A 13575-nucleotide genomic window follows, 5' to 3' on the forward strand; every position below is an offset into this window, starting at 1 on the left:
AGTTGGAGAAGATGAGGTGAAGCGCCATTGTTCAAGATGCTCAGTATTTGGATGATCGGGGAATCGTTTTTCAAAAATGATGGGAGAGAAGCGCATGTGCCATAAGACGAGCATCATCATCTTGAGCTATAATACGTTGGAGCTTTTGCAGCTCTGCATCGCGAGTATACGCGAGTTTACGGAGGCGGGGACGTATGAGATCATCGTCGTCGAGAACGCATCGAAGGACGGCTCGATCGAGTGGCTGAAGGCGCAGACGGGGCTTACCTGTATTTACAACGAAGAGAATCAAGGCTTTCCCGGAGGCTGCAATCAAGGTCTGGAAATCGCGGCAGGGACGGAGCTTTTGCTCCTCAACAGCGATACCGTCGTCACGAAGGATTGGCTGAAGAATCTGCGCTTCGCCCTTTACAGCAGCCCGAAGGTCGGCGCTGTGAGCTGTGTGACGAACCATTGCTCGAATAATCAGCGCATCGATGTATCTTATGAAAGCATCGAAGCGATGCTCGCCTTTGCGGCAGATTACAACCGCTCGAATCCAGCCCTTTGGGAGAAGCGGACGAAGCTCGTGGGCTTTTGCTTTCTGTTCAAGCGAGAGGTGTTTGAGCGCGTGGGCTTCCTCGATGTCCGCTTCAATCCCGGCAACTATGAGGATGACGACTACTCGCTGCGCATCCTGCAGGCGGGCTATGATCTGCTTCTCTGCCGAGACACCTTTATTCATCATTACGGCGGAGCATCCTTTGAAAAGAAGCTCGCTGTACGAAATGCAGCAGAAATGAAAGAGCGCTATAATGCGGCTTTGATGAGAAATCACAAAATATTTTTTGAAAAGTGGCAGGCGCCTGAGGATTATTGGAAAATGGCGCCGGAAGAGCTGCTTCCTTATCTGCGGCGGCAAGCGCCGGAAGATGTCTCAGCCGCTTCGGCGGCGCAGACGATCGCCGTTCTTGTGCGCAGGACAAATGAGGAGCGCTATGCGCTCTGCCTGAAATCTCTCTATGCGGCAAATATCCCCGCAGGCTACGCTTTGGAGATTTTCCCGCTGTCGATAGAGCGATCTTATGCGGCGCAGGTGAATGAAGTCCTTGCCCGCACAACGGCGAAGATCAAAATCTTTATGAGTGATGACGTCTGCCTGACCTCGCCTTTGGCGATTGAGCAGATGTTGCGAGTTTTTCAGGATGAGACTGTCGGCATGGCGGGGGTTCTCGGCAGCCGCTCGCTTCCGATGAACGGCAATCTTTTGGATGCTCCCGATCTTAGGGGTGGCGTCTATATGCCGATGAAGGGGGATTTGGAGGAGATCCGCTTTGGCAGCGCTGCCGCCGAGAAATTTGTGGAGGACGTGCGCTTTCTCTGCCCGTCCTTTTTCGCGACGCAGTTCGATCTTGCATGGGACGAGAGTTATGAGGGGCAGTATTATGCCGTTCTCGCGCATTGTCGCGCGATGGAGGAGCGCAGCAAGAGGCTTGTTGTCCCGCTGCCGCATGAAATCTGGTGCGCCTATCAGCGCGAGAACATATCCTTTGAGGCGGACGAGAAAGATCGCCGGCGCTACTTTGCAGCCTATCATCCCTATGCGGGGGAGGCGGTCTTTGCCAAGGATCAGCTTGCTCTTTATGCGTGCGGCAAGGAGGCTGCTGTCGAAGGCTGGCAGAGCTTTTCTCATCCCGAGGGAATCGCCGTCGGCGCTCGGACGAAGTTTCATGAGACGGTGTTGTGCCGGCTGCTGGCAGATAATTTCGTGGGCGAGCCGTGCATCTTTGTCGGCGACGACTGCACGATAGACGCATGTTCTACGCTTACGGCATACAATCGCATTGTGCTGGAAAATCTCGTGACCGTGGGTGCGAATGTTCATATCAGGGACTATGGCTATGTGGAGGAGGATCTCGGACTCGCCGTGCAAGACCGCATGCTCCTTGGGCATGGGCGCGGCGTCCATATCGGCTGTGCGGCAGAGATCGGAGCGAATGTCGTCATCGAGGGCGCTGTGCAGATCGGCTGCGGCGCACGCGTCCGCGCGGGAAGCGTGGTGAAGATCGACATCCCCGCCTACTGCATCGCCGAGGGCAATCCCGCACACGTCGTCAAGGCCTTTTCCTCGCGCGAGGGGAAGTGGCTTGCAACGCCCGACGCGGCGGCGCTTGCGGAAGTCTTGGCTGAGCGCGAAAAGACGGGGCCGCTTCTGACCTATGCCTTCATCACATACAACCGCAGCCAATATTTGAGAAAGTCTCTCAGGAGCGTGCTGCAGCAGGCGGCGGACGATCCGCTCGTCGAAGTTCTCGTCTCCGATAATGCCTCGACGGACGAGACGCGGGCTCTCGTAGAGGAACAGCAAAAGCGGTACAAGAACCTGCGCTATCACTGCAATGAGAAGAATGTCGGCGCGGAGGGCAACATCCATAAGGCGATTGAGAGAAGCCGCGGCGAGTACGTCATCGTCGCGGGAGATGACGACTATCTTCTCAATGGTGCGCTTCGTGTCATCTTGGATCATATTCGGAAATATCGGGGAGCGGCGATTTTCCATCTGCGCAGGGAAGATGTGCCGCGCCGCGTGTATGAGGATGCGGGAATCGTCCCGTATATTGCCTATGTCGGCTATCACATGACGTGGATCGGCGGCATTGCTTTTCGGCGCGAGCTGTATTCGCTCATTGACGAGCCGCAAAGGTATGATGCTACGCGCTTGCCGCAGGTATATCTGCAGATGGAGATGCTGAAGAAGAATCCGAAGTTCGTCATCCTCTATGGCATGTTTCTGGCGGAGGGAACGGGCGAGTGCATACCTTCGGGCTTCAATTTCGCTGAAGTTTTTGTCAAGAACTACCTCGATATTTTGCAGGAAATTCCTGAAATTCCAGCGTATTTGCTGTCCGACGAAAAGAAGCGCCTGATGGACGAGCTGGTTTACGATTGTTTGGAGAGGATCGTGCGATATCAGCATGATTTATCGCTGGACGGAATCTTTGACATCGTGCGCGACTATTACGGTGAGGAGCCGTACTACGAAGAAGTCGTAGCGAAGATGAAGGAGATCTTGCAGGGAGTGTGAGATCTAGGAGGTCAAGCGGACGCAGAAAAGAAAGATGCGGTGAACAAAATTGATAAAGAGACTCAGTATGACAGCGTTTGCTCTTGTGGAGCAAAATATCTTCGAGGATGAGGAGAAGACGAAAAGGCTTGCTACATTGGGAAGGCGTTCGTACCTGGTGGATGGCAGCATGGAATATGGAAATCGTGACTGCCACGTTCTGATCGGTAGATATTGCGCTTTGGGACATCGGCTTGTTTTCGAGATGGGACTTAATCATGACTACCATTGTGTCACGACGTATCCTTTTGAAGATGTGCTGCAAATCGATGAGGACACTTTGAATCATGCCAAGGGGGTCAATCGCAATCAGATCGTCATCGGCAACGATGTTTGGATTGGCTGCGATGTGATGCTGATGGGCGGCGTGCGTATCGGCAACGGTGCCGTCATTGGAGCGGGGGCTGTCGTGGCGAAGGATGTGCCGCCCTACGCCGTCGTCGTGGGGAATCCGGCGCGCGTCATCAAGTATCGATTTCCGCAGGAAATCATCGACAAGCTGCAGAAGATCAAGTGGTGGAACTGGCCCGATGAAAAAATCTTGTCCTTGCTGTCGGAACTAAAGGATGTGCGCCGCTTTGTCGATAAGTTTACCGAGGGTGTGCAAGAGGAGACCCGAGATGCGGAATTGACGGCCTCGCTGAAGGAACTGCAGGCACAAGGATATGCGATTTACTATTGCATCGCTGACGTTGATATGCCGGAGCGGGTCTGGCAAAGGGTGTTTGAGAATTATTTGAAGGCCTATCGTTATGAGGATAAGACAGCCTTGCTGTTCGGCGTACGGGAAGGACAGGAGACAACGGCTGCGCTATCGTACATGCAGGAGACGTTGGAAGCGGCGGGAGATGAGGCGCCGCTCGTTCTGACACATTCGTTGGAAGAGAGACTTTCTGTCCCGGTGCTGCGGCAGGTAGATTGTCTCATCACGACGAAGGCAGGGATCTCTTCTGAGGCCGTCGATCATGCAGGCGATGCGGGGATTCGGATCGCCTACGGTATGGACGAGCAGGAGATGGTCTTCCATCCTAGAAAACTGTTGACGATTGCTTTCATCACCTACAACCGCAGACAGTATCTTGCAGAATCACTGCCGCGCGTACTGGCTCAGGTCGGGAATCTTGCGCAAGTCGAAGTTCTCGTCTCGGACAACGCTTCGACCGATGACACACGAGCATTCGTTCAAGAGATGCAGAAGATGTACAAGGAGCTTCGCTATCACTGCAACGAGAAGAATGTCGGTGTGGAAGGAAACATCCATCGAGCTATGCAGGCGAGTCGCGGCGAATATGTTCTCATCGCGGGCGATGACGATTATTTCTGTGACGGCGCGTTGCATGTCCTGCTCGATACGATCAGAAAGAATCGCGGGGATGCACTTTTCTATATGGCGCAGAATCCGACGCCGATGCATGTGCACCGTGGTGCGGGCGCTTTGGGATACATCGCCAGGCTCAATTACGCCATGACGTGGCTGACTGCTGTCGTCATGCGGCGAGACCTTTATCTTGGCATAGAAGAACCGCAGAAGTATGATGATACGCGTATGCCGCAGGTGTACCTCCAGTTGGAGATGCTCAAACAGAAGGCAGAGTTCACGATCATCGAGGGGCATTTTTTTGCTGAAGGGACGGGAAACCACGAACCTGCCGGCTACAACTTCGCCGAGGTATTCATCAAGAACTACCTCGACATCCTGACGGCATGTGTCGATATTCCGCCTGAGCAGATGACGAGGGAGAAGAAGCGGCTGATGGAGCAGATGATTTTTCCTTGGTGTGAGAAAATCAAGAAGGAAAGACTCGACCTCTCGTTGGCAGGAATCTTCGAAATCGTGCGCGATTATTATGGGAACGAACCGTACTATGCACAGGTCGTTTCCATCTTGAAAGACCGGGTGTTGAAATCGTCCGACCGTGAAGATTAGCGGATGGGGGAATCGCCTGCGCTTCTGTGACAGAGAAGTTGGAAATAGCGGAAGCCTTGGCGATGTCTCCGCAGATCATCCCTGACGTGATGTATGAGAAAGGATTTCTTCCATGAATGGAAAGAAGATTGCCGTCCTTGTGCGCAAAAGTCATCCGGCAAAGTACGCGCAATGCATAGCCGCCCTGCAGAAAATGAAATGGCCGCAAGATCATGTGGCAGAGGTCTTCACGCTCTCTGCGGGAGAACCGTATGCAAAACAGGTGAATGCTGTCTTGAAGGAAACAGACGCCAGGGTCAAGATTTATATCGACGACGATCTGCGTCTTGTGTTTCCACAGGCGGTCGAAGAAATCCTGACGATCTTTCAAGACGGAAGCATCGGCATGGTCGGCTTCCTCGGCAGCCGGTCGCTTCCTGTGAGCGGAAATCTCATGGAATCGCCGTATGTATGCGGCGCCGTGTATGTTCCGTCAGAGAAGGGACTTCAGGAAGCTTGGTTCGGCAGTGGTGCGGTTGGGGAATGTCAGGATGTTCGCTTCCTTGCGCCTTCATTTTTTGCGACGCAGGGCGACTTTTCGTGGGATGAGGCTTACAAGAATCAATATTATGCCGTGCTCGCATATAGCAGGCGCTTTGAGCAGCAGGAGAAGCGCATCGTTGTGCCGACCGTAGAGAAGCCGTGGTGCGCTTACCGGGGGCGACACATTTCCTTCGATGCTGACGAGGGGGATCGCAAGAGGTTCTTTGCCGTGCATCATGCTTATTTGACGGATGATGTGTCGCCTGACAGGCAGATGCTCTACGCGTGCGGCGAGGATTCTGCCGTCGAAGGCTGGCAGAACTTTTGCCTGCCGGAGGCGATCTCCATCGGTGCGCACACGAAAATTCACGAGAAGGCGCTGTGCCGCGTGGCGCAGGCGGAGTTTGCAGGTGTCCCACGCATCGTCATCGGAGATGCATGTGCGGTGGATGCGTACAGCACGTTGACGGCGGCTTCCGGCATCGTGCTCGAAAACTTTGTGACGCTGGCACCGAATGTGCATCTCGTGGATTTCGTGCAGCGAGGCGGGGCTGTCGGCCTTGCCGTGCGCAGCCGCAGCAGCGTCTCGGAGGTGCGCGGCATACGCATCGGCTATGGGACGCGTCTGGAGGAGAATGTCGTCGTTCGAGGTGCCGTGCAGATCGGACGCGGCTGCATCGTGCGGGCGGGTTCCGTCGTTCGGATCGACATCCCCGATTACTGCGTGGCGGAAGGGAATCCCGCGCACGTCGTGCAGGCATTTTCTTCGAAAGAAGGACGTTGGCTTCCGGTAAATTGTGTTGAGGATCTGGCGGCTCTTTTGGCTGAACGGGAAAAGACGCCGCCGATGCTGACGTACGCCATCATCACGTATAATCGCAGTCGCTTCCTCGCCAAATCGCTAGAGAGCGTCCTGCAGCAGGCGGGCAATGATGCTCTGGTCGAGGTGCTCGTCTCGGACAATGCTTCTACAGATGATACGCGGAGTTTAGTGGAGGGGTTGCAGAAGAGATACCGGAATCTGCGCTATCATTGCAATGAGCAGAATATCGGCGCGGAGGGGAATGTTCATGTCGCCATGCGCGAGAGCCGGGGAGAATATGTCATCGTGGCGGGGGACGACGATTACCTGGTGGATGGCACGCTGTATTCGTTGATAGATCTCATGTATCAGTATCGCGGCTATGCGCTCTTCTACCGCGTATGGTCGGACGATCCTTCGGTCAAGAAGGTCTATACGGGGAGCGGCTGCCTGAACTACCTAGCGCTCCTTCGCTGCGGCATCACATGGCTGAGCACTATCGCCATGCGGCGCGAATTGTACGATGCCATCGAAGAGCCGCACAAATATGATGCAACGCGCCTGCCGCAGGTGTATCTGCAGATGGAGATCTTGAAGCAGAAGCCGGAATTCGCCATTCTCGAAGAGGATGTATTCACGGCGGAAACTGGAGATCATTTTACGACGGGATTCGATGTTGCAGAGGTTTTCATACAGAATTATCTGCATATCCTGCAGGAGACAGCAGATCCGTCCCCCGAGCAGATGACTCTGGAGAAAAAGACGGTCATGGAGCGTGTCATCTATCCGTGGTGTTGGAAGATCAAAGCGGGATATTCCACGCTGTCTTTGGAAAAGCTGTTCGACATCGTAGAGAGATATTATAGAGACGAGGCGTTCTACCCGGAAATCCTTGCAAAACTCAAGGAAATCTTGGGCGGGAATCCGTCGGGAAGGGGAAGTCATGCGTCATAAGACGAGCATCATCATCCTGAGCTATAACACGCTGGAGCTTTTGCAGCTCTGCGTCAACAGTATACGCGAATATACCGAGGTGGGAACGTATGAGATCATCGTTGTAGAGAATGCCTCGAAGGACGGCTCTGCCGAGTGGCTCAGGGAGCAGATGGATCTCCGCTGCATTTACAACGAGGAAAACAGGGGCTTCCCCGGGGGCTGCAATCAGGGACTCACGGCAGCGACGGGCAGAGATCTGCTGCTTTTGAACAGCGATACCGTCGTCACGAAGGACTGGCTGAAGAATCTTCGCCTTGCGCTTTACAGCAGCGCCAGGGTCGGCGCCGTGAGCTGTGTCACGAATTACTGCTCCAACAGCCAGCAGATCGAGGTGCCCTACGAGCGCTTGGAAGATATGCAGGCATTTGCAGCACGCCACAACGTGCCGAATCCCGCCCTTTGGCGAAAGAGGACGACGCTCGTGGGCTTCTGCTATCTGTTCAAGCGAGAGGTGTTCGAGAAGGTAGGCTTCCTCGATGAGAGGTTCAGCCCCGGCAACTTCGAGGATGACGACTACTCCCTGCGCATCCTGCAGGCGGGATACGATCTCCTGATCTGCCAGGACACCTTCATCCATCATTTCGGGCACGGGAGCTTCCTGAAGGGGGGCACGGAGCAGGAGATGCTGGAAAAGCTCAAGCGCGCGGAAGCCCTGGTCGAGCGCAATCAGGCGTTGTTTCAGGAGAAGTGGCGCGTGCCGGAAATGTATAAGGCGATGGAACCGGAAGAGCTTCGCCGCTATTTGCAGGATGCGAGCCGGTGATGGGGTAGGGGCAGGCGTTTCCCCGAATCCATAAAGACAAAGGAGATGAAATCTTGAAGACAGTTCTTTTGGCGGGTGGCTTCGGCACGCGCATCACGGAAGAGTCGGAAAGACGACCCAAGCCGATGGTGGAGATCGGCGGTATGCCGATTCTCTGGCATATCATGAAGGGATACAGTCATTTCGGGTTCAATGAATTTGTTATATGCGCGGGTTATAAGCAGCATATGATAAAGGAGTGGTTTGCCGATTACTTCCTGCACACCTCGGATATCACGTTTGACTTTACGCAGGAAAACCGTATGATTGTGCACAACCAGCACACGGAGCCGTGGAAGGTCACGATCGTCGATACGGGGCTTGACACTCTGACAGGCGGGCGCATCCGGCGCATCCGCAAGTATGTGGATGACGAGACTTTCATGATGACCTACGGCGACGGTGTGGCGGACGTCGACATCGGTGAGCTCGTGCGCTTCCATAAGTCGCACGGCAAGGCGGCCACCCTGACGGCGATCATGCAGAAGCAGCAGAAGGGCATCCTCGACATTGGCTACGACAACTCCGTGCATGCGTTTCGCGAGAAGTCGATGGAGGACAGCGCACCGATCAATGCGGGCTACATGGTGCTTGAGCCATCGGTCTTTGACTTCATCGACGGCGATTCGACCGTGTTTGAGCAGAAGCCGCTGGAAGAGCTGGCGAAGAGAAGCGAACTCAAGTGCTATCTGCACAGCGGCTTCTGGCAGTGCATGGATACGCTGCGCGAGAAACTTTTGCTTGAGCGCCTTTGGCAGAATGACAAGGCGCCATGGAAGCTTTGGTGAAGAGTGACGTGCGCTCCGCACAGTTTGCAGAGAAAGAGGAATATGATGAAACTGGAAAAGCTCTATGATTTGTACCAAGAGGGGAAGGCGCCGAAGCGTCTTTATTGGGAGCTGGCGCGCGAGCGGCTTGTGCCTCTCTTGGAGGTGCAGCAGATCGTCAAGAAAAATCCCTATTGCAGGAGCGTCGAGATCCGCGAGGACGGCATCGTGCTCAAGACGCAGGATATTGCGCTCTTCTTCGACATGACGCAGAATATCTGCCGTGCGGAGACGATTCTCATCGGCACGGAGGGCGAGGAGATCGACTTTATGAGCCGCTTCATCCCGACAAATGCCGTGATCTTCGACATCGGTGCGAACGTCGGGCGCGTGAGCCTGGGGCTGGCGAAGGCGCATGAGGATGCGACGATCTATGCCTTTGAGCCGGTGGCGGACACCTTCTGCGGCTTGGAGAAGAATCTTCGTCTGAATGCGTGCGAGGAGCAGATCAAGGCGCATCACATGGGCTTCTACAGCGAGAGCGGCGACCTCAAGTTCTTTGTGCCTGCGGCGAACGAGGCGGCGTCTTTGCGTCCCGTCACCGATACATACTACTTCAAGGAAGGCGATCAGGGGCAGGGCGAGCGCAGGGATCGCTTGGACGAGGTCATCTGCCCCGTCGATACGCTCGACCGCTTCGTTAAGGCGAACGGCATCACGCGCATCGATTTCATCAAGTGCGACACGGAGGGCGCCGAGAAGATGGTCTTCGCTGGCGGCGCACATGTGTTCAGCGAGCTGCGCCCCGTCGTCTATACGGAGATGCTTAGAAAGCACGCGGCGCGATTCGACTACCATCCGAACGATATTATCGAGATGTTCAAGGGCTGGGGCTATGCGTGCTATACGTCAGAAGGAGAGAAGCTGTTTCCTTTTGCAAAGATGGACGAGACGACGCAGGAGACGAATTTCTTCTTCCTGCATGGCGAGAAGCATCGGGAACTTCTGGATAAATATGCCGATGGAAGCGTGTGATGAAAATGCGCTTTCGCTTGTCAGCGTAGGATGCGGGAAAGATTTCCCGTTTGGAAGCGGTGGCGTTTGACCGATGAATCATTTGATGTTTTGAGGTGAATGGTATGGAAGAGTATATTCTATATGCTGATGTGCCGGAGAAAAATCGACAGGTTAGGGATTTTATTGCTAATACCGGGGGGGGTATATTGGCTGCGTTGATCGCGATCCGAAAAAATGGGATGTAGATCAGAAGATATATGCTCCTTCTTTTCTTGCAAAGCATCCCGAAGCAAAGGTCGTTATCACGAGTTTTGATATTGAGGGAATTGCAAAGTATATTCGCCAACAAGGTTGGATGAATGAGATCTTTGTCTATCCTTATTGGCGATATCCGTTTTTCTTTGATGCGGGAGAAGATCCAAGGGACTGGGCTGAGGCGAATCGAGAAAAGCTGCTGCAAATCTATGATAGCTGCGATCCTTGCAATTTGGCTTATATCGAGGAGCTTGTTCGTCAGCGGCGCATGGACTTTGCGCCGATTCGTTTGCAGGATTTGTGGGATTATCTTCCGTATGAGCGTTATTTCGTAGATGGTGCGCTCGTTTCGCATCAAGGCGATGTGACGTTTGTGGATTGCGGCGCTTATGATGGAGATACGATTGCTGCTTTTTGGCAGAGTGTTGGCGAGCGGCTGAGGAGGGTATATGCTTTTGAGCCGAGTTCCGAGAATTATCGCTCCCTGCAGCAGAATTTAAGGCACTTGGGTCTGCTGGCGCAGACGGAGTCTTTTTGCTGCGGCGTTTCTGATCGACGGGGCAGGGCGCGATTCACGGAAAACAAGACGATGAGCTTCATTGATTCGAAGGGTGTGACGGAGATCGACCTTTGCAGACTGGATGACTGTGTAGGCGAAGTAGAAGGACATCTTTACATTAAGATGGATATCGAAGGTTTTGAAGTTCCTGCGCTGCAAGGTGCAGCTCATTTGATTGAGAAGCATCATCCGTATATGGCGATTTGCACCTACCATAAGTGGAATGATTATATAGAAATACCTGAAACCATAAAGTCTATTCGTGCGGATTATGATTTTTATCTGCGTGGGGGTATGCATACGATATGCCATATCGTGCCCCGTTGATTAAGTGCATGTCGTTTGCAAGATCGGTCGACGGGTATCATTCGTGCAAGGGTTTTTCAACGACGGGAGGGATTTGCCTTGGGAGAACGGCTGCTGCTTGACTGTACGCTGCGTGACGGTGGCTATGTAAACAATTGGGAATTTGGTTACGATCAGATCGTGGAAATTTTTAATCGGCTCGTAAGTTCGGGCGTGGAGTTTATCGAGGTGGGTTTTCTCGATGAAAAGAGCACCTTTGATCGCGGACGTACCGTCCTGCCCGATACGGCTTCTGTCAATCGGATGTTTGAAGGGGTGGATAAAGGAAGCTCGCTTGTTCTCGGCATGATCGACTACGGCGCCTGCGGCATCGAGCGTTTAGAGCCGTGTGAAGAGACGTTCCTCGACGGCATTCGCGTGATTTTTAAGGAAGCGAAGATGAAGGAAGCTCTGGCTTTTTGCGCCGAGGTCAAGAAGCTCGGCTACAAAGTCTTTGCCCAGATGGTTTCCGTCACGACGTATACGGATGAGAAGCTCGCCGAGTATGCGAAGCTTGTCAACGAGGTCATGCCCTATGCGACGTCGATGGTCGATACTTACGGACTGCTCGACGAGGAGCATTTGTGCCATATATACGGCATCCTGGACGCAAATCTCGACCCGCAGATTCTTGTCGGCTATCACGCGCACAACAATTTCCAGCTCGGCTATGCGAATGCGAAGCACTTTCTCTCGCTCGATTCGGAGCGCGGTCTCTTGGCGGACGGCACGCTCTACGGCATGGGAAAGAGCGCGGGCAACGCGCCGCTGGAGCTTCTGCTGATGTTCCGCAACGACAAGCAGGGTGCAGGCTACCATGTGACGCAGGCGCTTGAAGCCATCGACAACGTCATCATGGAGATCTATCAGAGGCAGTATTGGGGCTACAATCTCTTCTACTACATCGCGTCCTCGATGCACTGTCATCCGAACTACGTAAGCCGCCTCATGAACAAGCGCACGCTGTCGGTCAAGCAGATCCGCGATATTTTGAAAACCCTTGAGCCAGCGAAGAGTCTGCTCTACGACGAGGCGTACATCGAAAGGCTCTATCGCGAGTATCAGAGCATTGAGTGCGACGATCGGGAGACTCTTCGCATCCTGAAAGAGAAGCTAGGGCGGCGTCCGCTTCTGCTCCTTGGCCCTGCGCGCAGCATGACGAAGGAACGTGCGACGGTGAAGCGGTTTATCGAGGAGAAGAAGCCGCGCGTCATCGCCGTGAACTATGCGCCGCCGACGATCGAGGTCGATGCCATCTTCATGGCGAAGTCGAAGCGCTACATGCAGCTTTTCAGCGACCTGCAGCACAACGTCAACCGCGATAAGCCGATCGTCGCGACGTCCAACATGACGAAGTCGGACGGCAGCTTCCCCTATGTGCTCAACTACAGCTCACTCATCGACCGGGACGCGGAGATCATCGACAACGCGCTCGTCATGATCTTGAAGGCGATCCTGCGCATGGAGGTGCCCGCCGTGACGCTCGCGGGCTTCGACGGCTACTCGAAGCGAAGCCGCAACTACTTCGACGAGAACAAGGAGTACCGCGTCGACGGCAGCCGCGCCGAATATCTGAACAAGTACATCGGCGGCTTCCTGCGCAGCATCGCGGGCAAGATTCACATCGACTTCCTCACGAAGACGCGCTACGAGTGGCAGGCGGAGGAAGGCGAAAGATGAGGCGGCTCGAAGGCAGGATCGCCCTCATCACGGGCGCGACGTCGGGCATCGGTCGCGCGTCGGCGCGCCTCTTCGCCGCCGAGGGTGCAGAGGTCGTCTGCGTGGGCAGGGACGAGGCGCGCGGCGCGACTGTCGTGCAGGAGATCGAAGAGATGCATGCGGGGCGCGCACGCTTCATCGCAGCGGATGTAACACTTGCTGCTGACATCGCGAAGATTCTCGAAGTAGTGAAGACGGAGTACGGACGGCTCGACGTCCTTTTCAACAATGCGGGCGTTTTCGTGACGCGGGCGATCGATGAGATCGACGAGGCGGCATGGGAGCGCGTCTTTCGTACGAATGCGAAGGCGGCGATGGATATGACGGCGGCGTTTTTGCCGCTCTTGCAGGAATCGAAGGGCGTGATTTTGAACACGGCTTCGATCGGCGGCCTGCCTTATCATATCGCGGGAAGCAAGACGTACCTCTACGCTTCGTCGAAGGCGGCGCTGATTCAGTTCACGAAGCTCTGTGCGCTGAATTTTGCGCCCGATGTGCGCGTGAACTGTCTCGCGCCCGGCATCACGGACACGCCGATCTACACGAATCGCGACTTTTCGCGCTTTTCGGGCATACCGATGGGGCGCGTCGCCGACGCTCTCGAGGTGGCGCGTGCGGCGCTCTTTCTCGTCTCGGATGAGGCTTCTTACATCACAGGCGCGGTGCTGCCCGTTGACGGCGGCGCGTCGCTGAAGTAGCGGAGGTGTTTCATGAAGGTCAAGGTATCGGACTATATCGCGGATTTTCTTGTCAAAAAAGGC

General features: G+C 54.6%; 9 protein-coding genes. All 9 read left to right on the forward strand.

What is annotated here, in order from left to right; genetic code table 11:
- Positions 1-94 precede the first annotated feature (94 nt).
- The 9 genes from ACTTKG_RS00155 to ACTTKG_RS00195 all read left to right on the forward strand — a co-directional run bounded on the left by ACTTKG_RS00155 (position 95) and on the right by ACTTKG_RS00195 (position 13512).
- The gene (locus ACTTKG_RS00155) at positions 95-3064 is read left to right on the forward strand and encodes a glycosyltransferase (protein ID WP_442672231.1); all 2970 of its coding nucleotides are present in this window, start codon (positions 95-97) and stop codon (positions 3062-3064) included.
- Positions 3065-3131: 67 nt separating this feature from the next.
- Positions 3132-5030 (forward strand): glycosyltransferase, encoded by a 1899-nt coding sequence (locus ACTTKG_RS00160; protein ID WP_442672232.1) that lies wholly within the window; start codon positions 3132-3134, stop codon positions 5028-5030.
- Positions 5031-5142: 112 nt separating this feature from the next.
- The gene (locus ACTTKG_RS00165) at positions 5143-7308 is read left to right on the forward strand and encodes a glycosyltransferase (protein WP_442672233.1); all 2166 of its coding nucleotides are present in this window, start codon (positions 5143-5145) and stop codon (positions 7306-7308) included.
- Complete coding sequence (locus ACTTKG_RS00170) at positions 7298-8113, forward strand: glycosyltransferase family 2 protein (RefSeq protein ID WP_442672234.1); 816 nt, start codon at positions 7298-7300, stop codon at positions 8111-8113. Before ACTTKG_RS00165 ends, ACTTKG_RS00170 begins: the two co-directional genes overlap by 11 nt.
- Before the next feature lie 53 nt (positions 8114-8166).
- Positions 8167-8940, forward strand: coding sequence for a glucose-1-phosphate cytidylyltransferase (gene rfbF, locus ACTTKG_RS00175; RefSeq protein WP_442672235.1), 774 nt, complete (start codon positions 8167-8169; stop codon positions 8938-8940).
- A 42-nt stretch (positions 8941-8982) separates the two neighbouring features.
- Positions 8983-9954: an FkbM family methyltransferase gene (locus tag ACTTKG_RS00180; RefSeq protein WP_442672236.1), complete on the forward strand. Its 972-nt coding sequence runs from the start codon at positions 8983-8985 to the stop codon at positions 9952-9954.
- A 337-nt stretch (positions 9955-10291) separates the two neighbouring features.
- A complete protein-coding gene (locus ACTTKG_RS00185; protein WP_442672237.1) occupies positions 10292-11077 on the forward strand; it encodes an FkbM family methyltransferase in 786 nt (261 codons plus the stop codon).
- 78 nt (positions 11078-11155) lie between these two features.
- Positions 11156-12775: an aldolase catalytic domain-containing protein gene (locus ACTTKG_RS00190; RefSeq protein ID WP_442672238.1), complete on the forward strand. Its 1620-nt coding sequence runs from the start codon at positions 11156-11158 to the stop codon at positions 12773-12775.
- Complete coding sequence (locus ACTTKG_RS00195) at positions 12772-13512, forward strand: SDR family NAD(P)-dependent oxidoreductase (RefSeq protein ID WP_442672239.1); 741 nt, start codon at positions 12772-12774, stop codon at positions 13510-13512. Before ACTTKG_RS00190 ends, ACTTKG_RS00195 begins: the two co-directional genes overlap by 4 nt.
- The last annotated feature ends 63 nt before the right edge of the window (positions 13513-13575 follow it).

Origin of the sequence: Selenomonas sp., assembly GCF_052169755.1 — a bacterium.
Taxonomy (GTDB): domain Bacteria; phylum Bacillota; class Negativicutes; order Selenomonadales; family Selenomonadaceae; genus Selenomonas.